Annotated in this window: 19 protein-coding genes and 1 riboswitch; of the genes, 14 read left to right on the forward strand and 5 right to left on the reverse strand. The window is 50.0% G+C overall.

Annotated features, from left to right (window positions below; genetic code table 11):
• Nucleotides 1-105: 105 nt before the first annotated feature.
• On the forward strand, nt 106-2037 hold the full coding sequence (locus tag DFR47_RS00165) for a glycosyltransferase family 2 protein (RefSeq protein WP_113942422.1): 1932 nt from the start codon (nt 106-108) through the stop codon (nt 2035-2037).
• A gap of 181 nt (nt 2038-2218) precedes the next feature.
• Nucleotides 2219-3562, forward strand: coding sequence for an ATP-binding protein (locus tag DFR47_RS00170; RefSeq protein ID WP_342633921.1), 1344 nt, complete (start codon nt 2219-2221; stop codon nt 3560-3562).
• 13 nt (nt 3563-3575) lie between these two features.
• On the opposite strand, the gene DFR47_RS00175 is transcribed toward DFR47_RS00170, so the two are convergent.
• Nucleotides 3576-4850: a GNAT family N-acetyltransferase gene (locus DFR47_RS00175; RefSeq protein WP_113942423.1), complete on the reverse strand. Its 1275-nt coding sequence runs from the start codon at nt 4848-4850 to the stop codon at nt 3576-3578.
• A 307-nt stretch (nt 4851-5157) separates the two neighbouring features.
• Between DFR47_RS00175 and DFR47_RS00180 the strand changes: the two genes are divergently transcribed.
• Nucleotides 5158-6165 carry a glycosyltransferase family 2 protein gene (locus DFR47_RS00180; RefSeq protein ID WP_113942424.1) on the forward strand — a complete coding sequence of 336 codons (1008 nt, stop codon included), beginning with the start codon at nt 5158-5160 and terminating at the stop codon, nt 6163-6165.
• Between the two features lie 97 nt (nt 6166-6262).
• Here the strand turns inward: DFR47_RS00180 and DFR47_RS00185 are convergent, their stop codons facing one another.
• Complete coding sequence (locus DFR47_RS00185) at nt 6263-7552, reverse strand: lipopolysaccharide biosynthesis protein (protein WP_245416388.1); 1290 nt, start codon at nt 7550-7552, stop codon at nt 6263-6265.
• Between the two features lie 260 nt (nt 7553-7812).
• Between DFR47_RS00185 and DFR47_RS00190 the strand changes: the two genes are divergently transcribed.
• The 5 genes from DFR47_RS00190 (at nt 7813) to DFR47_RS00210 (ending at nt 13925) form a co-directional block, all read left to right on the forward strand.
• Nucleotides 7813-9345, forward strand: coding sequence for a GumC family protein (locus tag DFR47_RS00190; protein WP_113942425.1), 1533 nt, complete (start codon nt 7813-7815; stop codon nt 9343-9345).
• A 43-nt stretch (nt 9346-9388) separates the two neighbouring features.
• Nucleotides 9389-10687 carry an O-antigen ligase family protein gene (locus tag DFR47_RS00195; protein WP_113942426.1) on the forward strand — a complete coding sequence of 433 codons (1299 nt, stop codon included), beginning with the start codon at nt 9389-9391 and terminating at the stop codon, nt 10685-10687.
• A gap of 39 nt (nt 10688-10726) precedes the next feature.
• Nucleotides 10727-11506, forward strand: a complete 780-nt coding sequence (locus tag DFR47_RS00200; RefSeq protein ID WP_147245464.1) for a polysaccharide deacetylase family protein — start codon at nt 10727-10729, stop codon at nt 11504-11506.
• A 62-nt stretch (nt 11507-11568) separates the two neighbouring features.
• Nucleotides 11569-12801 (forward strand): glycosyltransferase family 4 protein, encoded by a 1233-nt coding sequence (locus DFR47_RS00205; protein ID WP_113943137.1) that lies wholly within the window; start codon nt 11569-11571, stop codon nt 12799-12801.
• Nucleotides 12798-13925 (forward strand): glycosyltransferase family 4 protein, encoded by a 1128-nt coding sequence (locus tag DFR47_RS00210; RefSeq protein ID WP_245416389.1) that lies wholly within the window; start codon nt 12798-12800, stop codon nt 13923-13925. The genes DFR47_RS00205 and DFR47_RS00210 overlap by 4 nt, the downstream gene beginning before the upstream one ends.
• A 156-nt stretch (nt 13926-14081) precedes the next feature.
• Here the strand turns inward: DFR47_RS00210 and DFR47_RS00215 are convergent, their stop codons facing one another.
• Complete coding sequence (locus DFR47_RS00215; RefSeq protein ID WP_113942428.1) at nt 14082-14645, reverse strand: GcrA family cell cycle regulator; 564 nt, start codon at nt 14643-14645, stop codon at nt 14082-14084.
• 153 nt (nt 14646-14798) lie between these two features.
• Between DFR47_RS00215 and DFR47_RS21950 the strand changes: the two genes are divergently transcribed.
• From DFR47_RS21950 to DFR47_RS00235, 5 genes are all read left to right on the forward strand, one after another.
• The gene (locus DFR47_RS21950) at nt 14799-15035 is read left to right on the forward strand and encodes a hypothetical protein (RefSeq protein ID WP_210207236.1); all 237 of its coding nucleotides are present in this window, start codon (nt 14799-14801) and stop codon (nt 15033-15035) included.
• Between the two features lie 216 nt (nt 15036-15251).
• A complete protein-coding gene (locus DFR47_RS00220) occupies nt 15252-16445 on the forward strand; it encodes an aspartate aminotransferase family protein (protein ID WP_113942429.1) in 1194 nt (397 codons plus the stop codon).
• Between the two features lie 13 nt (nt 16446-16458).
• On the forward strand, nt 16459-17385 hold the full coding sequence (gene argF, locus DFR47_RS00225; RefSeq protein ID WP_113942430.1) for an ornithine carbamoyltransferase: 927 nt from the start codon (nt 16459-16461) through the stop codon (nt 17383-17385).
• 174 nt (nt 17386-17559) lie between these two features.
• Nucleotides 17560-18558 carry an Hsp33 family molecular chaperone gene (locus DFR47_RS00230; RefSeq protein ID WP_113943139.1) on the forward strand — a complete coding sequence of 333 codons (999 nt, stop codon included), beginning with the start codon at nt 17560-17562 and terminating at the stop codon, nt 18556-18558.
• Nucleotides 18555-19094, forward strand: coding sequence for a GNAT family N-acetyltransferase (locus DFR47_RS00235; RefSeq protein WP_113942431.1), 540 nt, complete (start codon nt 18555-18557; stop codon nt 19092-19094). The genes DFR47_RS00230 and DFR47_RS00235 overlap by 4 nt, the downstream gene beginning before the upstream one ends.
• Here DFR47_RS00235 and apaG read toward each other — a convergent pair whose 3' ends face one another.
• The gene (apaG, locus tag DFR47_RS00240; RefSeq protein WP_113942432.1) at nt 19095-19505 is read right to left on the reverse strand and encodes a Co2+/Mg2+ efflux protein ApaG; all 411 of its coding nucleotides are present in this window, start codon (nt 19503-19505) and stop codon (nt 19095-19097) included.
• 77 nt (nt 19506-19582) lie between these two features.
• Nucleotides 19583-20779 (reverse strand): O-succinylhomoserine sulfhydrylase, encoded by a 1197-nt coding sequence (locus tag DFR47_RS00245; protein ID WP_113942433.1) that lies wholly within the window; start codon nt 20777-20779, stop codon nt 19583-19585.
• 89 nt (nt 20780-20868) lie between these two features.
• Nucleotides 20869-20947: riboswitch (SAM riboswitch) on the reverse strand.
• Between the two features lie 225 nt (nt 20948-21172).
• On the opposite strand from DFR47_RS00245, the gene DFR47_RS00250 reads away from it, so the two are divergent.
• Entirely contained in the window at nt 21173-22264 is a 1092-nt protein-coding gene (locus DFR47_RS00250; RefSeq protein ID WP_113942434.1) for a 2'-deoxycytidine 5'-triphosphate deaminase, read from the forward strand.
• Nucleotides 22265-22405 lie beyond the last annotated feature (141 nt).

The following is a 22405-nucleotide window of genomic DNA, read 5'->3' on the forward strand; positions in this document are numbered from 1 at the left end:
TGATAGACATTATTGTTAAAAATGCGTTTATTTTGAATGCATAAATTTTTGTAATGTAGAATTTATTGAAATTTATCTTTGTTATTTCTTGGTGGTGAAATGACGATGCATTTATTTATTTCGCAGAGCTTCATTGGGCTATGTGCTGCATTCTCTGTACGTCTGGTGGAGGCAGGGCTTGGCAAAGGAGAGATTATTGCGGCCTTTGCCGGTGCTGCGCGCCATAATACATCATTCAATGATGAGCTTGTGCATCGGGGGGCTATTTCGGAAAGCGCCCTTTATCGGCTCTGGGCGGAAGAGACAGGGCTGACTTACGATGATACGCCAATTGTAAGCGATGTCTTGCTGCGTCCCTTTGATGGTATTGCTCGTTTGAGTAATATTCGTCATGTGTTGGTTGCGGGGCGAAATGGCCAGAGTCTGCTCTATATGGCGCCCGATCTCAAAGAATTGGCGATGTTGAAGTATTATCTGCGGGAATATCCGGAGATGCAGGCACGGTTGCGTTTATGTCCGCCGACAGTGTTGATCGCATTACTGCATGATCGTTATGGTAAAGCTGCCGCGGGACGCGCGCAGCGGATGACGCCGTTGCATTTATCTGCCCGCTTCGTGATGAATGGCTGGCAGGGCTTTAGTTTAGGAGCGCTTCTGCTCGGGCTGATGTGGTTGTTTCTTGTTAATGGCGGCGGTTACTTGTCAGTGCTCTATTGGGGAATGACATTGTTCTTTTTTGCGTGTGTGATCATACGCCTGTTGGCTGCATGGAACGCCCGCCCGTTGCACATACGCCCGTTATCCGCTTACAGAGCCTATAGTCTGCCGGTTTATACAGTGTTGGTGCCACTTTATAAGGAGGCAAATGTCGTTGATCAGCTCGTTTTGGCGTTGGATGGTCTGAACTGGCCGACAACAAAGCTTGATATTAAATTGATTTGTGAAGCGGATGATACTGAGACGGTATCAGCTTTAGTACAATGTAATTTGCCGGCATATTTTGAAATTTTACGGGTGCCGGATATCGGGCCACGTACTAAGCCCAAGGCTTTGAATTATGCGTTGCAATTTGCCCGTGGTGAATTTGTCGTTGTCTATGATGCAGAAGACAGGCCGCATCGCGATCAGCTGCTGGAAGCTTGGCAGACATTCCGGCGTGGAGATGAGAAGCTGGCATGTCTGCAAGCCCCGCTGGTGATCAGTAATTTCAAACATAATTACCTGACGCGTTATTTTTCATTCGAATATGCGGGGTTGTTTCGCGGGCTGCTGCCATGGCTAAGCCGGAGAGGGGCCGTTATGCCTTTGGGCGGAACCTCAAATCACCTGAAGCGAAAAGTTTTGCAGGAGGTCGGCGGCTGGGACAGTTATAATGTGACGGAAGATGCAGATTTAGGTATGCGCTTAGCGCGTTTTGGTTATTCTGTGGATGTGATCAACAGACCAACGACTGAAGACGCGCCGGAAAATTATAAGGACTGGAAAACGCAAAGAACACGTTGGTTCAAAGGCTGGATGCAGACATGGCTGGTGCATATGCGCTCACCGGTGCAAACTTGTCGTCAGTTGGGGATCGGGCGTTTTACACTCTATCTGCTTTATACAACGGGCTTATTGCTGTCGGCCTTGTTGCATCCTCTTATGCTGATAAGCCTGGGGTGGGGAATTGCACAAAGCATTGCCGGTTATCATGATCAGAATGTTATGGCAGCAGTGATATTCAACGGAATGAATCTACTGACCGCCTATCTGAGTTTTCACATTCTATGCAACAAGACACTGCGCTTTGAGGAGCGTCGTCGTTATTCTTATCTCTGGGGCGTGCCGTTCTATTGGATATTATTATCGATTGCCGCATGGCGTGCTTTTTTTCAGATGTTTACGGCACCGCACCACTGGGAAAAAACGCCGCATTTTCCTAGCCGGAATGAAGAGGGGGAGGCAGAAGCGACAAATCTATCTATGCCACCATATGGATTATCTGTTCACAGTCAGAAGAAGTCATCTGCAACGAAACCGTTTGTCACAAATTTGTAATGTAAATCATAAATAGTCTGCTCATCTTATTTGAACGGAAGATGTTTTCCCCGATTAGCATATGATATATCCGCAAAGACAGATATTATGTTTTTGTATTCAATTGCTTTCACAATGGTTACATAAGCATCTGTTGAAATAAGAGGGAATGAAGACGGATATAAAGGCGGCATACAGACATATGGTAACTGATCACAGTCAGAAAAATGATGTTTCTGTTGCAGTGGCTACGGAGGCAGAGATGGTGAATGATCCGGAACGAAATATGTCGCGCTGGTTGCATTCAACCCGTAAGACTTTGCCTGCTTTGATCGTCTTATTGCCGCTTTTTTTACTGCTGCATTCCTGGAATATTTCAGCCCTGTGGGCAGCTATAGCCTGTGTATTGTTGTTTGTTCTGGCTGTGCTTCTGACTGCTTTTTCTGCGCCTAAGCCTGTCGCGGAGGTAGCCAGAACAGGTAAGCGTGAAGGACCGCTCTCACGCCTTTCCGGCGAAATACTGGCTGATTTTTTGCCTGACCCACTGGTGTTGTTTGATGCGGATGGCACTATTCTTTATATCAACTATGCTGCGCGCGAAGCGTTTCCGCCTCTGGCACGCGATACCTCGCTTTATTTATGTTTTCGTTCACCGGAAATGCACGCGTTAATTCAGGGGATTAGCGCTGATGGTCAGGCGCGTTCAACGGATTATCTTGAGCGTCTGCCGCTGGAGCGCTGGTATCGTGCTTCTGTTATGACTTTTGAAACAGCCAAAGGTGAGGCCGACTGTTTCATCCTGATTTTCCGAGATCAGACGGAATTGCGTCGGATCGACCGCATGCGCTCAGACTTTATCGCCAATGCCAGTCATGAATTGCGTACACCTTTGGCCTCTCTGCGCGGGTTCATTGAGACTTTGCAAGGTCCTGCACGGGATGATGCAGGCGCGCGCGAGCGCTTCTTGGGGATCATGCAGGCACAGGCAGATCGCATGTCGCGCCTGATTGATGATCTTTTATCTCTCTCCCGACTGGAAATGAAAGCCGCAATACCACTGAAAGAGCGTGTCGACGTCGGACAGATCGTTAGTCATGTCGTTGAAACACTTGCGCCAATGGCCTCCGGTGTTGGCGTGACCATTGAATGGGCGAAGCCGGATCATCCGGTCTGGTTGCCCGGCGACAAAGATGAGCTCATTCAGGTATTTCAGAACCTGATTGAGAATGCCTGCAAATACGGGCAGGCTGGTAAGTGTGTTGTAGTAACGCTGGATGAACAAGGCGCTGAGAACAGTCAGGCGGATGGCTTACGCGGTTTTTCTGTCAGTATTCAGGATTTCGGCCCCGGTATTCCGGCAGAACATTTGCCGCGTCTCACAGAGCGTTTTTATCGTGTGGATGTGGACAGCAGTCGTGCACATAAAGGCACGGGTTTGGGGCTGGCAATCGTCAAGCACATTCTGACACGCCATCGCGGGCGCCTGACCGTTCGCTCCCAACTTGGCGAGGGTTCAGTCTTCACTGTGGTTTTTGCCGGTTCATAATTGACTATGAACTTCACTTTTCATGGTGCAAAGCACGCAGAAAACGCCATTTCAGCGGTCGAAAAGCCTGCCAAAAAGCGGTGGTGCGCAAACGAGCCATAGTTGTTTTTTGCATGGCATATAAGCTGCCGCGCATTGTGGCTGTTATTGTTATGCATTTTAGCGGGATGGTCAGGCCGCAGTTTTGCACTTTCCATTCTTCGTCACCGACGCCGAGGTCGAGGCAATCATAGTCTTCATCTTTGAGATGCTGCAGCAGTAAATAATGCAGTACATGACCCGGGGAGTATTTGGCCCATTTTTTCAAATTAGAGGCAATCATAATGCCGTAATAATGCGGGCCGCTGACCAATCCCCACATGCAGGCGAGGGGTTCACCATTCAGCTTTAATGCGGAAATATGCAAAGTGCCGGCTGCTTGGAAAGCTTTTGTAGCCTCTTTGAAATAGTGAACTTTTTCCGGATATTGATCAAACCCTGGCACATGAGTTTCAATAAAACGCTGCTGTTTTTCATAGAGCATGAATTCCAGAAGCTGTTGCTGCTCCTGAGGTGTCTCAGCGATGGAGAATTCGCAATTCCCTAGCTCGTGAAGATGGCGAAGTTTGCGACGGATCGCCTTGGGACGGACGAGATCCTGTTGAATTTTGTCCCAGCTATGGGTCAGACTATTGGCATGGCTGCTCGCCTGATTGTCAGTATTCGCCAATAGAAAGAGCGGATTAATCAGGTGTCCGATTTTCTCCGGCATATTGCTGAGTTCAGCAAAGTCAAAAGCCGGCAGGGCTGCCAAAACCTGCTGCCATAAATTCTCAGCCTGCTGCTGGTTCCACTCGACGCCGCAGTCGAACAAGACAGGTGCGTTATAATCGGCGACACCCTGATCTGTAAAAGACAGAATACGTGTCCGCTTGCAGGGAAAAACAGCAAAGGGCAGAAAAGCAACCGGTTTACCGTCTTTCATCCGGACTTCAATAAGGCATAGCTCCGCCTTAAGGGCAGGGGCGTAGGTTTTCTCCCATGTTTTCAGAAAAGTTATAGTTTGAAAAATATGATAATTGGGACTGGCATCACTCTCTAACTTGCCCGGAGCTTGTCTGTCAGCGACTGGCCACTCAACAGAGACATCTGCAACAGATTGAACGCAGCGAATATCATAATTGATTTTCAGAGAAGTACGGGGACTCGTATGAGGTTGCGTTAATGGCTGATCTGGTGCCGGCACAGACTCAATCAAGCTTAAACCCGCATCATGACGGGAAAGCTGTATCGAACTTAATAATGCCATGCCACTTGATCCTGTCTTATTATACCATCGTCAGGCTGAGTATAGGTCTTGTGATCAGTCTGGCAGAATTGAGTAAATAATATCCTATGACAAAGGCTGATGTTTCAGCTTCTTTAGCCTGCCGCATAGAAAGACGGTAATGTGGTAAATAATTGCTTTTAAATGTGTTTTCATAAGAAGAGTGATAATATTATAAAGTTCAAATCTAGTTTTTCAAGAGTATGCTTAGCCCGAATTAATTGCATTTTAGATGTCTTGTGCCTATATGCGCCTAACATATCAGGTGCTCCGGCAGGCAGGATGTCAGATGACGGTCTCAATCATTATTAAAGCATTGAATGAAGAACGACGGATTGCTGCTGCGATTGAGAGCGCTCTCGCTGCTCTGCCGGCAGGTCAGGGCGAAGTTATTCTGGCAGATAGCGGTTCCACTGACCGCACAATTGAAATAGCTAAACAATATCCGATTATTATTGTGCAGATTGAGGCACCGGCCAAGCCGAGTTGCGGATTAGGGCCACAACTCGGCTATCAGTATAGCCAATATCCGTATATTTGCCTGATGGACGGCGATACCGAGCTTGCACAAGATTTTATTGTTGAGGCTATGCAGTATCTTGAAGCAAATGCAAGGGTTGCCGGTGTAACCGGACATGTGATGGAGCGTAATCACGATAATCTGGAATATGTGCGTCGTGGCTTACGCAAAACAGCCTATAAAGCAGTTGGCGTCATCGACCGGATTAATTGTGGCGGGCTTTACAGGCGTGAAGCGATAGAAAATATCGGTTATCTGTCCGATCGCAATCTGCATAGTTATGAAGAATATGATTTGGGCGTGAGGCTTCGTGAGAAGGGCTGGACATTGTTCCGGCTTGACCGGCGTTTCGTCTATCATACAGGCCATAATGTTAACGCATACAAGCTTCTCATCAGACGCTGGCAAACAAAATATATTCGCGGGATTGGCGAGCTGTTGCGTTCGGCAACAGGCAAGCCGCATTTCAAGATGCTCTTTGCTGATTTACCGGAATTGCGCCTGTGGATGGCTGTTTATGGATGGATCATTCTGATGCTGCTCCTGTTCGTAGTGCTGCCGCATATGGGATACGCCGTTTTGGTCGATCTCATGATGATCGGGACGGCAGTCGGTTTAATGAGCATTAAAAACCGTAGCGTGTCGATAGGTCTTTATTCCGTTGTCGCATGGTTTGCGCATGCTGCAGCATTGCCGCTTGGTTTTTTCACACGGCGTAAAAATCCTGAGGCTTTCATTGAAAGCAAAATTCTTCAGGGAAAGTCAGCGGTTGACTAGAGCATAATCCCTTAAACTTGGATCAGTTTAAAGTAACATTATGCTCTCATTTTAAAGTGTTAGAGACCTTTGTGTGTCAAGTCTGGCACATGGCGCTCTAGGTGTGAGCAGCCCGGCGCACCAGCTTGTACAGAAACAGCCACGCACATAAAGCAATTGAGAATTCAATCAGATAGATTGAAATAAATGTACCGGTCGGTGGCATCAGCCATGTGGCGAGCGCCAAGACGGGCGCACCAAGAATATTGCCGGTATTGAGAATGGCCGCCCGATAGCCGTGTTCTCCGGCTGCGCCCATAACTTCTACGGCAACCGACCATAGTGCATAAAAAATGATAACCCAGCACAGCACCTGTGTGAAGTAAATCATAGACTGATATTCATTGCCGAAAATCAAAGGCAAATATGGCGCTAAACCGTAAATCACGACAGCTGTAAAGATCGCTATGCCGACAGCCATCACTACGGATTTTTGCGCCAGCGGCCATGCTTTATCAATGCCATTGGCGCTCATCTTGGCAAAGCGCGGATAGAGCAGGCGGCTCATAGCGTCGATATTCAGATAACTGCTGTCGACGATGCGGCGCGCGACGCCATAGCTGCCGATCACTGCCGGAGAGAGAAGCAGACCAAGCAACAGTAAGTCGATATTCTGCCGGATGGCGCGGAAAATAAACGGTGTGGCAAAGAAAAGTCCGAGTTTGAGTTCTTCGCGCACCAGACGGAACTTAGGTTTTCCGAGGCGCATCAGCCAGAGCCAGTATGCTGCAGCAACAAAAAGATGGCACAAAAACTGCCACCATGCCCAGCCGCTGATTGTATCGACACCAAAAGCGATACAGGCCAGAATGGCTGCAAATGTACGGGCAAAGGCAAAGCCGACGACTGAGAGATTTGCCGCTTTGAAATTGCTGTGTCCGATGTAAACTGCTTCAGCCAGCAGGATCAGGCGCAGCAAAACAATATTGGTAATGAGAAACAGAAACAGGCTGATATAATTGGTCAGCGGGTCAGTAGAAAAACTGACCCAATAGGGCAGAACGAGTATACCTGCGACAATGAGCAAGCTGCCGCTGATGCTGATCAGGATCAGATTATGCCCAAGCATTGCCGGATAAATGGACGTATCTTGAGCAACGCGGCGTAGCAGTGACTCTGAACCGCCGATGCCGCAAATATGCACGGCAATGCTGGTAATGGCCATAATAGTAATGAACATACCGAATTCGGACGCGCCAAGGAAACGGGCGAGAATAGCAAATGTCACCAACTGAGCGACGCTCGCCATGATCAGGCTGCCGCTTGAGGCCATATAGGAGAGGAGCGAGGGCAGATAGCGCTTGATACGCGCAGACAGGCGGTTGTCCGTCAACTCCGTTTCACTCATATTTTCGTTTCCTTTGATGCAGTGTCTGTAAAGCATTTTTGTGCAAAAAGAAACGGCTAAGAGTGACAAGCAGGAACAGATCATCGCTTATTTAGTTGAAATAACTAATGTTTAATATTTTGTTTTTTATGAATTTCAATAGTTAAGCACCGTCTTGCAGATTTCGTTAACCTTTTTTTTTAATGTTTCTGTTAGTGCATATACAAGAATGGCAGACATGCCTGAAAAATGAATTTTGATCAAAATAGTAGAGATGTCTGATGTATACTCTGCAAGAATTAGCCCAAAAAGCCAAAACCGCGCCTGTGACCACACGCGGGGAAGACAATTTGGGGCAAAAACAGGCAGAGATGCAGGCGGCAGTTCCTGTAACAGCGCATGAGACTGTTCCGCCTGTTGTTTATCAGCAGGGATGGGTTTTCCCGTTAATCAGCTTTTCAGATATTATCAATTGGTTACTGCGTTATTGGCTTTTAATTTTGCTAATGGCGGCACTTGGTGCAGCGGCCGGTATTGCATTTGGCAAAACTGCCAAACCACGTTTTACAGCCGGTACAGATATTCTGGTTTCTCCGTCTAATTTGCAGCTGGTACCGAATGATGTTTACGCGACTAGTATGCAGGCTGAAAGCCAGCTGATGGACGTCGAGAGTAAGTTGCGGGTGCTAACTTCAGGTAATGTATTGCAACGTGTTGTTGATGAGCTGAAGTTGCAGGATGATCCGGAATTTAACGGAACGGAAACAAGCTTGCTTTCTGCTCTTGTTGGCAGTGCGAAAAAGGATGCTGATGGCATGGATCCTGCACAGGCCAAAAATATCTCTGCTTTGCGTGAACTGTCTTCCCGTATTGATGCCCGCCGCCCTGAGCGTTCTTATCTGATTAATTTGTCCGCATGGGCGCGGGAACCTGAAAAAGCAGTTTTGCTTGCAAATGCGGTTGCGAAGGCCTTTCAGGAAGAGGTTGCACAAAATGAACAGGATGGTGCAGCTCGCGCAGCCCGTGCTTTAACTGAACCTTTGAATGAACTGAAGCAGGCTGCGACTGAGGCAGAAATGAAAGTTGCCCAATTTCGCAATGCGCAAGGCCTGCAAACCGGCAATGCCGGCGGACTGGTCAGTGCACAGTCTTTGACTGAAACCAATACGCAGCTTGTTGGTGCGTTGAGCCGTCAGGCGGAAGCTAAATCACGTTATGATGAGTTAACCAGTGCAAAAAATCAGGCTCTGGATCCGTCTGCGACTTTGCAGTCGTCGACGCTGACAGCGTTGCGGACTCAATATGCAACCCTGAAACAGCGCGTGGATGCGATGACAATGACCTATGGTCCGCGCTATCCTGAGCTGGTGAGTGCGCAATCACAGTTGTCGGGTCTGCAGGCGCAAATTTCGCAGGAAACCTCACGGATTCTACGGGCTGCGAAGCTTGATCTTGAACAGGCTAATTCAGTTGTTGAAACATTGCGCAGACAGACAGAAACCGCGCGTTCCGCAGTATCACTTGATACAGATGCGCAGGTAACGCTGAATGATCTGGAGCGCGATCGTCTGGCTAAGACAACTCTGTACCAGACATATCTGACACGCGCGCAGGAAATTGCGCAGCGTCAGCAAATCGATACGACGAATATCCGTATTGTCTCTACTGCTTTGCCGCCAAAGAGCCGTTCGTGGCCTCCGGGGACAGCTTTACTCGCTATCGCCGGTGCCATTGTTGGTGGCGGTATGGGGGGCGGACTGGCTTTGTTATTTGGTTTCGTAGGTGCCATGCGCGGACAACGCCGCACTGTGTAAATTAGGTGTAACTGGCGAGCCAAGCCGGAAAGAAATCTGATATATGCGTGTAGACAGCTCTGCTGCTTCAACTCAGACAATGAATGTACTGGGCATAGCATTGTTTATGGGGCAGTTTCTCTATCTGTGGGTTACTGTTGATCCCTATGTGACAGTGACACTTGATGGTGTAGATCGCGGCTCAAGTTTGTTTAGTCAGCTGGCTGCGCTGACTTTGTTCGGTGGTTCGATTTTCTATATCTGTACCAGCCCGCAGAGGGCTTTGGTGCTGCAGCCAAGACCACTGATGATTATGCTGCTGCTTTGGCTACTATTGGCAGCGGCATTCTCTACGGAGAAAATTGACTCATTTAAGCAGGTTATTCTCTCCGGTATCCTGCTGTTGAACGCCTCGGTTTATTTATTGCTGCCTCGCTCGGAAGAGCAGTTCGCCAAACTGGTTATAGCAGGGCTGCTGATTATGCTGGGCTTTGCATATTTTGGCGTGATATTTAAACCGGCACAGGCTATTCACCAGTTCAGTACCCGGTTAGGGGATGCACAAGTGGGGAATTGGCGCGGTCATTTTACCCACAAAAACGTAGCAGCATCGGTCATGATGTTGAGCTCTTGTTATGCGCTTTATCTTAAGGATAAGGGGTGGCGGCTGGTTGGCTGGTCATTACTCATTTTATCTGTACTTTTCTTAACCCAAACCGGTGGCAAAACCTCGACGGCAATGTTGCCGTTGATTTTGATGCTTGCCTTTGTGTTTGAGAGAATACGTTGGGCACGTTGGCCTCTTATTGTCGGCGGCGTATTGCTGATTAATTTTCTGACTGTGGGCGCCGCATTAATACCGGCAGTTTATGAATTTCTTGAATCTTTAGGTATTGATGCCACTTTTACCAATCGTGCTCATATCTGGCGGTTTTCTGTCGGAGCAATGATTGACAGTCCAGTTCTTGGTCACGGGCTTCATGGCTTTTGGCAGACTGAAAGACTGATCAATAATGATACTGTTGAAAACTGGTCGCCAAGAGCATTTAATGGGCATAATGCTTGGGTTGATGCCCTTATTAATCTTGGAATTGTTGGTTTTGTTTTGATTGCAATCTGGGTAATCTTTATGCCTTTGATTTATATCGGACAAATATCGAAGCGAAATTTATATTCGCCACTTGTGCGTCTTTATGTTCGCATCTGGCTTTTCGCTGTGTTTTCGAGTGCGATGGAAAGTGTATTCTTTGAGACAGGCAGTTTGTTATGGTTTAGTTGCATGATGGCTATATTCGGGTTGCGTTTACAGGCGATTGCTCTTCCGCTATCAGGCAAATCTGTAATGGTTAATATTGAAAAATGAACCGGCTGACCTTTCCAGGGGCGGTATAGGAGTGAAGCAGTGAAGCATAAAATCCAATACTGGATTGGACGCATACAAGCGCATTTAATGCGCCGCTTTGCTCCTAAAACATTGCATGTCACAACGACGCGTCCGGTGATTTCCTTTACCTTTGATGATGTTCCCGATAGCACTCTGTTTTATGGCGCAACCATTCTGGAAAAATACGGGTTGCGTGGCACCTTCTATATTGCCGGACGTCTTGCCGGTACTCTGGAGACAACGCGGCAGCTCATCAATGAAAACGGTATAGCGGAACTTGCAGAGCGCGGTCATGAAATCGGCTGCCATACTTATTCGCATCCAAATATTGCGCGTTTGAACGGCACGCAGCTGCAAAGTGAAATTGATCAGAACCGTTCTTTTCTCAGCCGGATATTAGGCAAGCGTTGGAGTGCAACTGGTTCACAATTGAATTTTGCCTATCCGTATAATGCGGTTTCTTATTTTGCCTATCGGCGTATGGCAAAAAATTACCGCAGTTGCCGTGCCGGCGAAAACCGGATTAATCGCGGCGCGACATGCCTGCAAATGTTGTTTGGCATGGAAATCGGCCGACCGGACGAAGATGTGGTGCAGTTGAAGGCTGAGATTGATGCGGTGAAAGCGCAGCCCGGTTGGCTGATCTTTTTCACCCATGATATTTCAGAAACACCGACGCCTTATGGCTGCACACCTGCGGCCTTTGAAAAACTGGTGCAATATGCAGTGCAAAGCGGTTGCGACCTTCTAACGGTAAATGAAGCGCTGGATCACTATATGTTAGCAGAAGCAGCCTGATCGCTTGCGTTCGAAATATGATATAGTCCTGTCTTGTTCGAGGAAGCCTGATGAGCTCTGATATGACGCAATTGCGTTTGCTTGCCATTAATAATTATTTTTACCGGCGTGGCGGTGCAGAAGCGATTTTTCTGGATCATATGAGCCTGTTCGAGGATATTGGCTGGCAGGCTATTCCCTTTGCCATGCAGCATCCGGAAAACCTGCCGTCCGACTGGTCGCAATATTTTGTTTCCGAAATTGAATATGGTCGTGAAAGCTCGGCGCTGACAAAAGTGAAACAGGCGGCAAAAGTTATCTATTCCCGTGAGGCACAGCAAAATCTGAGCCGGTTGCTGGAAGCTGCAAAGCCCGATATCGCTCATGCCCATAATGTCTATCACCATTTGTCGCCGTCGATTTTTGCGACGCTGAAACAGCACAATATTCCGGTGGTGATGACGGTGCATGATCTGAAGCTGGCCTGTCCCGCCTATAAAATGCTGGTTGACGGCCATGTCTGCGAGCAATGCAAAGGCGGACGGATCTATAATGTGGTTGCCAATCGCTGCATCAAAGGCTCCCTGCCGCTGAGCGGGCTGGTGTTTGTGGAAACCGCGATCCACCGCATGCTCGGGCTTTATCGTAATAAGGTGGATCGTTTCGTGGTGCCAAGCCGCTTCTATCGTGAGAAGCTGATTGAATGGGGCTGGCCGCAGGAACAACTGATCTATATCCCGAATTTTGTGGAAACAGACCATCTGAAACCGGTTTATGAGGCGCAGGATTATCTGCTTTTCGCCGGTCGTCTCGCGCCGGAAAAGGGTTTAAAGACACTGATTACAGCGGCAGAAAAATCCGGCGTGAAACTGGTTATTGCCGGTACCGGCCCTGATGAGGCTGAGTTGAAGGCGCTAGCCGCAGAACTCAATGTGCCGGTAATTTTCGCCGGTTATGTGACGGGTGAAAAGCTGCACCGGCTGATCGGTGAGGCAAGGGCACTGGTGCTGCCGTCTGAGTGGTATGAAAATGCCCCCGTCAGTATTTTGGAAGCCTATGCGCTGGGTACACCGGTGATTGGTGCGCGGATCGGCGGTATTCCTGAAATGATCCGTGACGGTGAAACAGGTTTGACCGCTGAGGCCGGTAATGCGGAAGATTTGGCAAAACAGCTAAGTCATATGGCCGCTTTGCCTGTTGCAGAGCGCAATGCCATGGGGCTTGCTGGACGCGAATGGATTTTGAATGAGTTTTCCGCTGATGCTTACCGTAATCGGATGCTGGAACTCTATGGCACGCTCGGAGTAAGCGCATGAGCAAGCGTCCCAAAGTGATGATGCTCGGCCTGCGCGGTGTGCCGCAGGTGCAGGGTGGCGTGGAAAAGCATGTGGAAGAGCTTGCCCGTGTGTTTGTTGAAAAAGGCTGGGATGTCGAAGTGCTCGGGCGCAAGCCTTATCTGAAACAGAAGCAAGCTTATCAGTGGGAAGGTGTGCAGGTCACGCCGCTTTGGGCGCCGGTTTCCACGAAATTTGAAGCGATCGCCCATACATTTCTCGGCGTATTGGTTGCAGCCGTCAGGCGGCCGGATATTTTGCATATTCATGCGATCGGCCCCGCTTTGCTGACACCATTGGCGCGATTGTTCGGGTTGAAGACAGTCGTGACCCATCATGGTTTTGACTATAATCGTGACAAATGGGGCGGGCTTGCCCGTAAAATGCTCAAGACCGGTGAATGGGCAGGGATGCGCTTTGCCAGTCAGCGGATTGCCGTTTCGCGCCATATCGTGGAGACAATGGCGGAGCGCTATCATGTATCGGCGCAGTTTATTCCCAATGGGGTAACCTTGCGTGAAAGCGCCGGTACGAGCGATGTCCTGCAGCAGTTTGGATTGGTTGAGAAACAATATGTAGTGATGGTCGCCCGCATTGTTCCGGAAAAAAACCAGCATGATCTGATTGCGGCTTTTGCTGCGATGCAGGCTGCCGGTTGTCACACGGACAAAAAATTAGCGATTGTCGGTGCAGCAGATCATCAGTCACCTTATGTGGACCAGGTGAAAGCTCTTGCTGCCCAAACGCCTAATGTTGTGCTGACGGGGATGCAACGCGGTGATGATCTGGCGGCACTTTACAGTAATGCGGCACTGTTTGTTTTGCCGTCCAGTCACGAAGGCATGCCGATCGCGATGATGGAGGCAATGGGCTATGGCCTGCCGGTACTGGCAAGCAATATTACTGCAAATCTGGAAGTTGGTTTGCCGGAGGGGGATTATTTCCCGCTTGGTGATACGCAGGCCTTAGCAAAGCAGATGGCTGTGAAACTTGATCAGCCTTTGAGTAGCAAACAGGCAGAAGCGCAGAGTGCGGAAGTGGCGGCAACCTATGGCTGGTCAGGAATCGCCGATCAGACTTTGGCGGTTTATCAGCGTTTGATTTAAGCCTTGCTCATCAGATCGGGCAGAAAGCAGTGAATTTCGAGTTTTGCCTTTGCATTATCTCAAGATGAATTAATGCGGGATACGCATGAAGCGCTTAAAATCATGGCAATAAAAAAGGCGCTGAAAAGCGCCTTTTTCTTTGATGCGTTTTTCCGTTTAGCGAGCGCGACGGCGCTCTGCTGTCGGCTGGAAAGCCAGCTTGGAATGATAGCTGCAATACGGGCTGGATTCACCGGATTCATGGCCACAAAAGTGGAAGTCTTCATGCAGCGGATCACCAACCGGCCATTTGCAGGTGCGCTCTGTCAGCTGCAACAATGTCAGGTGACGGGAGATTGGCACCACAACATTCTCGTTAGAGCGAATGATTGGTTCTGCAACGGCATCCGCCAGAATATCCGCCTGCAGCGCGGCGCTGCCGGAAGATTTCATCACGGTTGCACGTGGTGCAGCCGGGCTGGCGCTGACACTGGCAGCAGACATGCTGCTGACATTAGAGGTCGTTGCTGACCGTGGTGTTGTCACCGGTGCAGGTGCCGGTTTTTTGCTGCGTGGCGCGGCAGTTGTGGTTTTGCCGCGTCCGGAGAGTTTAAGGCGGTGCACTTTTCCGATCACCGCATTACGGCTTACGCCACCCAGCTGGGCTGCGATCTGACTTGCACTCAGACCTTCACTCCACAACTTCTTGAGAAGCTCGACGCGTTCATCTGTCCAGTTCATTGTGGCTCAGGCTCCGTTCTTTATAATCTTTATAGCGTCCGGCGTTCGTTTTTGCGGGCCCGTTCAAGCAGGCACCATATGTACCGGACAGCTGGCGCTGTCGCACTAAATCTAGTCTTACTTTAATATGAAACTACCTTAAGCAGGGACGCCGTGACAAGCGCAGCGCCCTTTGCAGCATTGGTTTTCCCCAACCTTGGAGATCAGCGGGCATTTAATAGACCGGTTTTTTTTAAATACAAGGTTTTCGTGCAACACATGCGCGTTTATTTCATGGCAGCAGCGGCTGAAAATAATTGTTCAGCCATAAAAATGGTTTTAGCACAGTGGTTCAGCAGTTTCATCCTCTTCTGTAAAATTGTCTGTCAGCGACATTTTTGCGCATTTTGAAGAGGCTATTTTCCTGGTCTGACACCGGCGTCTTTGATTGACATTTAAATATTGGCGAACAATAGTGCATTGTCGAGCCGCCCTGAGGGCGGCTTTTTGATTTCATCTGCGCGCAACACCCGCTTCACCGGAGGGGAGTTTGAGAGAACTCACGGAGACCGGCGAAGTCTGAGATGCTGCCCGCTTCAATTTAAAGGCTTTGGAGGCCTTATTGGCATGACGACTGCAAATGTGCACCCGCTTTACGACACCTATAATCGTGCAGCGTTGCGCTTTGAGCGAGGGGAAGGCGTTTGGCTGATTACAGAAGACGGCGAGCGTTATCTTGATTTCGCAGCTGGTATCGCTGTGAATGCACTCGGCCACAGCCATCCTCATCTGGTAAAGACACTTCAGGATCAGGCCGCCAAATTGTGGCACCTGTCCAATGTTTATGAAGTGCCGGGTCAGGAACGCCTTGGTCAGCGCCTTGTCGATAATACATTTGCCGATAAAGTTTTCTTCACCAACTCCGGTGCCGAGGCACTCGAATGCGCGATTAAAACCGCGCGTCGTTATCATTTTGTCAATGGCCAGCCTGAGCGCTACCGCGTTGTCACTTTTGAAGGTGCTTTCCACGGCCGCACACTGGCAACGATTGCTGCAACCGGTCAGGCGAAATATCTCGAAGGTTTCGGCCCTAAGGTTGACGGTTTTGATCAGGTGCCGTTTGGCGATGAAGCTGCCTTGCGCGCTGCCATCACGCCTGAAACCGCTGCCGTTCTGCTTGAGCCTGTGCAGGGTGAAGGCGGTTTGCGTTCCTTCTCAACCGAGTTCCTGCGTCTCATCCGTCAGATCTGCGATGAAAACGGCCTGCTGCTGATTTTGGACGAAGTGCAGACCGGCGTTGGCCGTACCGGCAAATTCTATGCGCATGAATGGGCCGGCGTTACCCCTGACCTGATGGCAACAGCCAAAGGTATCGGCGGCGGCTTCCCGATGGGCGCATGTCTGGCAACGGCAGAAGCAGCCAAAGGCATGGTCGCAGGCGTACACGGCACCACCTATGGCGGTAACCCGCTGGCGATGGCTGTTGGCGAAGCCGTGCTGGATGTGATGCTGGCCGATGGTTTCTTTGATCATGTCAATGAAATGGCATCGCAGTTCCGTCAGGGCATGGCGTCGATTATTGACCGCTATCCGGATGTTTTCACTGAAGTGCGTGGCAAGGGCCTGATGATCGGTCTGAAATGTGCCGTTCCGAATGGCGATGTAATTACCGGTCTGCGCGCTGAGAAAATGCTCAGCGTTGGTGCGGGTGATAATGTTGTGCGTTTGCTGCCGCCGCTGACAGTAACGGCAGATGATATGCGTGAAGCCCTGAACCGGATTGAAAAGGTTGCAGCGAAGCTTTCCAAAGCTCCTGCATAAACGGTGACTAATAATGGCAAATGATAAGACTTTAAGGCATTTTACCGATCTCTCAGCAGTCAGCCCGCAGGACCTGCGTTTCATCATGGATGAAGCGCGCGCCCGCAAAGAGCGATTAAAAGCCGGTAAGCGCGATAAGCCGCTTGAAGGCAAAGTTCTGGCAATGATTTTTGAAAAGCCGTCAACGCGAACCCGCGTCTCTTTTGATGTGGGCATGCGCCAGCTCGGTGGTGAAACCATCATGCTGACCGGTTCGGAAATGCAGCTTGGCCGCAGTGAAACCATTGCGGACACGGCTAAAGTTCTGTCACGCTTTGTCGATGCCATTATGATCCGTACGACCTCCCATGATCGCATGCTCGAACTGGCTGAGCATGCGACCGTGCCCGTGATCAATGCACTGACCGATGATACTCATCCGTGCCAGATTATGGCCGATATTCTGACGTTTGAAGAACATCGCGGTCCGATCAAAGGCCGTACAGTCACATGGAGCGGTGACGGTAATAATGTGCTGCATTCCTTTATCGAGGCATCGGCACAGTTTGATTTCCGTCTGAATATTGCGACACCTTCAGGCAGTGAGCCGCTGCCGCGTTTCCTCGACTGGGCAAATGCAAATGGTGCAAAAATCTTCTCAACCACCAGTGCGGAAAAGGCTGTGGCCGGTTCTGACTGTATCGTAACCGATACCTGGGTCTCGATGGGGCAGGAAGATAATGCGCGCGGCAATAATGTATTTATGCCGTATCAGGTGAATGCGGATCTGATGGCGAAAGCCAATAAAGATGCGCTGTTCATGCACTGTCTGCCGGCGCATCGCGGTGAAGAAGTAACGGATGAAGTGATCGACGGCCCGCAATCGGTGGTTTTTGATGAAGCCGAAAACCGTATGCATGCACAGAAGGCGATTTTGACCTGGTGCCTTGAAGGACGCTGATCGCTTCTTATTTATATACTAACTTCAGGCTTGGCACATTGTCAGGCTTGTCCTAAATAAACATTTACGGCTTGCAGGTTTGTAAACAGCTTGCAGGCCGTATCTGATTTGTGGCGCAAGTTTTGCAGCCAATGAAAAGAGATCGTTATGAATAATCAGACCAGTACCGACCAGATGATGACCAATAGCCCGATGCCGGATCATATTCCTCTGTCCGGTGATGATGTTGTTGTGCCGTTTCAGGTTGAGGGTCTGGATGTGCGCGGCCGTACAGTGCAGCTTGGCGCGGCGCTTGATGCTATTTTGAAACGCCATAATTATCCGGAAGCCGTTTCGCGGCTGCTGGGTGAAGCGGCAGTGCTGACCGTGCTGTTTGGCACATCCCTGAAATTTGACGGCAAGTTTATTTTCCAGACCAAATCTGACGGACCGGTAGATATGCTGGTGGTGGATTTCCGCACGCCTGATGCAATCCGCGCCTATGCACGTTTTGATGAAGAGCGTGTGGCAGAGTTTGTGGCTGCCGGTAAAACCAAGCCGGAAGAACTGCTGGGGCAGGGTACGCTGGCACTGACCGTCGATCAGGGCGAATTTACCCAGCGCTATCAGGGTATTGTCGCGCTGGATGGTTCTTCGCTGGAAGATATTGCGCGCAACTACTTCATGCAGTCTGAACAGATTGCGACTGAAGTGCAGCTCGCAGTTGCCCGCCTTTTTGAGCGCGGTGCCGATGGCAAGCCAACCGAACAATGGCGTGCCGGTGGTCTGATGGTGCAGTTTCTGCCGCAGTCTGAACTACGCGCGCGCCATCGCGATCTGCACGGCGGCGATAATCCGAATGGTACTGAAGCTGAACAGGCACCGGTTGAGGATGAATGGCAGGAAGCCCGTTCATTGGTTGCGACCATTGACGATTCCGAACTGACCGATCCGCAGGTGCCGTCTGAACGTCTGCTGTATCGTCTGTTCCATGAGCGCGGCGTTCGCGTTTATGAAGGCACTAAAGTGGTTGATCATTGCGCTTGTTCACGCGAGAAAATTTTCGGCGTGTTGAAAGGTTTCTCGGCTGAGGAACTCGAACACAGCACTGAAAACGGCAAAATCTCTGTGACCTGTGAGTTCTGCTCAAGCCATTATGATTTCGAGCCTGCTGAAATCACTGCCGCACAATGATGGCTGAAACCGAGAAAAGTGCCTGCCTGATCCGGCAGGCACATATCACAGATGCGGAGTTTTTGCCGGAGATTGAACGCTCGGCAGTGCAGACTTTTGCCGCTGATCCGTCCTTGCATTTCATTCTGGATATGCCGGTGATGTCTGCTGAGCAGCATCGTGACTTTATGCAAAAAGGTCATGTGCTGGTAGCAGAGTGCGATGGTGTGTTAGGTGGATTTCTGGTGGCAGAAGCCATGCCGGATGAAAACCGTCTGCATGTCTGGGAACTGTCAGTCCATCAGAATTTCCAGCGGCGCGGGCTTGGCCGTACATTGCTGGATGCAGCGGCCGATATTGCTAAGGCGCAGGGCTGCACAAGCCTCAGCCTGACAACATTTGGCGACGTGCCATGGAACCGGCCTTTTTATGAAAGCTGCGGGTATCAGGTGCTACCGGTATCGGAACATAATGCACGCTTCCGCTCGATTGCCGAGCTGGAAGAGTCTATTGGTTTGCCGATTGAGCGCCGTGTGGCGATGATCAGAACACTATAATTAGTTGAGCACCGGCCTGTGCCCCGGCATATCGAGCGAAAATGCCGGTATGGTGATGGAAAATAGTTTGCCCTCATTAGGGCTGCCGCTTTCATGATTTTGCATCATATAGCTGCCGGACATCATGCCCGATGAAGTCGTCAGTGGGCAACCGGATGAATATTGATAGCTGTCACCCGGTTTCAGAAACGGCTCTTCACCCACAACACCGGGGCCACGTACTTCTTCTGTGCGCCCGTGCGCATCGGTGATCTTCCATGTGCGCGAGCGCAATTGCACCGGAATATCCGAGTGATTGATTATCGTTACGCGATAGGCCCAGACATAACGGGATTCATCAGGAGCGGATTGCTCTTCCAGATAAAACGGCTCAACGGTGACTTCGATATTCTCGGTAATTGCACGATACATAGAGACTACTCTGGAAGGCCATGGGAGCTGGCAGGATATGACGGCTGCCGGCAAATCAGCAGCCGTCTGATACCAGTTTAGCCTTGAGCGGCTTTCAGTGCAAAGCCAATATCATCGATCAGATCATCGGCATCTTCCAGTCCGATGGAAAGGCGCAGCAAGCCGTCGGTAATTCCGAGTTCCGCTTTGGCTTCATCGCTGAGATTTTTATGCGTTGAGGTGGCCGGATGGGTGATCAAGCTTTTTGCATCGCCGAGATTGTTGGAAATGCTGATGACCTCCAGCGCATTTTCAAATGCAAACGCTGCTTTCTTACCGCCTTTAAGTTCCAGCGCGATCATGGTGGAGCCGCCGGTCATCTGCTTGGCGATGATATCTGCCTGCGGGTGATCTTTGCGACCCGGATAAATCACACGGGCAATGGCATTCTGCTCGGCCAGAAAATCGGCAATCTTGGCGGCAGAACGGGTTTGTGCTTCAACACGCACGGCCAGTGTTTCCAGACCTTTGAGCATTGTCCATGCATTGAACGGGCTGAGACCCGGACCGGTATGGCGGAAATAATCCTGCAGAACTTCTGTAATCCACTCGCGATCAGACAGAACAACGCCGCCGAGGCAACGTCCCTGTCCGTCAATATGTTTGGTGGCGGAATAGACAACAATATGGGCGCCGAGTTCTAGTGGGTGCTGATAGAGCGGGGTGGCAAATACGTTATCGACGATCAGCTTGGCACCGATACTATTGGCAAGACCTGCAATTCTGGCGATATCCATCACTTCCAGTGTCGGATTGGTCGGGCTTTCCAGAAACATGACTTTGGTGTTCGGGCGAACAGCATTTTCCCAGTTTTCAAAATTCACGCCGTCAATCAGGGTAAATTCAACGCCGTATTTCGGCAGCAACGTTTCAATGATGTAGCGACACGAGCCAAACATCGCTTTAGCCGCCAGCACATGGTCACCGGTACGCACCTGACAGAGGATCGCGGCGGCAACCGCAGCCATGCCGGAGGCGGTGGCGCGTGCTTCTTCTGCACCTTCAATTGCGCACATGCGTTTTTCAAACATATCCGTCGTCGGGTTGGCATAACGGGAGTAAATGAAACCCGGGTCTTCACCGGTAAAGCGTGCTTCGCAAGCTTCCGCAGTGTCATAAACAAAGCCTTGTGTCAGAAACAGCGCTTCGGATGTTTCACCATAAGGCGTGCGGGTTGTGCCGCTATGCACAAGCTGCGTTGCAGGGCGAAGGGTACGGATATGTGTCTTTGTCATCGGTCCAGCCTATATTAAAGGATGGTCGGCAGGGTTCGGGCCACACCGGCCAATAAAAAACCGGCCTATGCATGAAGACGCAAAAAGGCCGGTTCGGAACCGCGGCCATATTTAGCAACTTCTTTAACGTGGCTGCAAGCCGGCCGGCAAATCACCACGCCGATTTTGTAGGACTGTTATGCTTGTTATGTCAAGAGTGCTGTGTGCAATGTGTTCAGGTCATTGCAGTCTCGTGGCTTTACCTGTTAAAGGTTAAAGCATTTCACATTCAAGTTGGATCAACTTGAATGGCATGATAATGCGACAAACTAAAGAATCTAGAGCGAGTGCTATGATCCAATCTGGACGTCAACCGCTCTAGATGCAGTAAAATAGTATCTTATGACTGGACAGATGATGACCCGAGATAGCGGAATTTTGGCAGACAGCGATATTGCAGCTCTGTTTGAAACCGGTGCGCTGACGTCAGCGCGCGCCTTGGATCATGATCAGATACAGCCTGCCAGTCTGGATTTGCGCTTGGGCAGCAAAGCCTATCGCGTCCGCGCCTCTTTCATGCCGGGGCCTGAAACGCCGGTAGCGAAAAAGCTGGAACGCCTCAAACTTCATGAAATTGATCTGCGTGAAGGTGCGGTGCTGGAAACCGGTTGCGTCTATATCGTGCCGTTGCTGGAAGGGCTGGCATTGCCGCCGGAATTATCCGCTTCTGCCAATCCGAAAAGCTCGACCGGCCGCCTCGATATTTTTACCCGTGTGATTACGGATAATGCGCAGGAATTTGACAAGGTGCCTGCCGGTTATCAGGGGCCGCTTTATCTGGAGGTTAGTCCGCGGACTTTCCCGATTGTCGCACGTACCGGTTCGCGCCTGTCACAAATCCGCTTCCGCAAGGGCGGTTCCCAGCTGAATGAAGCTGAGCTTGGAGCGCTGCACACGGCTGAAACACTGGTTGCTTCCGCCACGCCGAATATTTCCAATGGCGGTATTGCGCTGTCGATTGATCTGAGCGGTGGTGAAAACGGTCTGATCGGTTATCGCGGTAAGCATCACACATCGGTCGTGGATGTGGACAAGCGTGCGCAGCATGATGTGCTGGATTTCTGGGAACCGATCTATGACCGCGGACACCGTGAACTGGTGTTGGATCCGGACGAGTTTTATATTCTGGTTTCACAGGAAGCTGTGCATGTGCCGCCGCTTTATGCTGCGGAAATGACGCCATTTGATCCGCTTGTCGGAGAGTTCCGTGTCCATTATGCTGGTTTCTTCGATCCGGGCTTTGGTAACGTATCTGCGGGCGGACAGGGTAGTCGTGCGGTGCTGGAAGTGCGCAGCCATGAAGTGCCGTTTATTCTTGAGCACGGCCAGATCGTTGGTCGTCTGATTTATGAACACATGCTCAAACGCCCGAAAGCGCTCTATGGCAGCGATCTTGGTTCACATTATCAGGCGCAGGGTCTGAAGCTTTCGAAACATTTCCGCTGATTGGAAAAAGTCTAAAGTTTTGAAATCCGGTATCTGTTTAGTTACCGGATTTTTTGTTTTTATTGCCTAAGAAATTGGGAATGATTTTGAGGGTTTTATTTTTAGTTTCAAATTATTTATAAGACAATCTGAGGTTGAATT

Source organism: Pseudochrobactrum asaccharolyticum (genome assembly GCF_003314995.1).
Lineage (GTDB): Bacteria > Pseudomonadota > Alphaproteobacteria > Rhizobiales > Rhizobiaceae > Pseudochrobactrum > Pseudochrobactrum asaccharolyticum.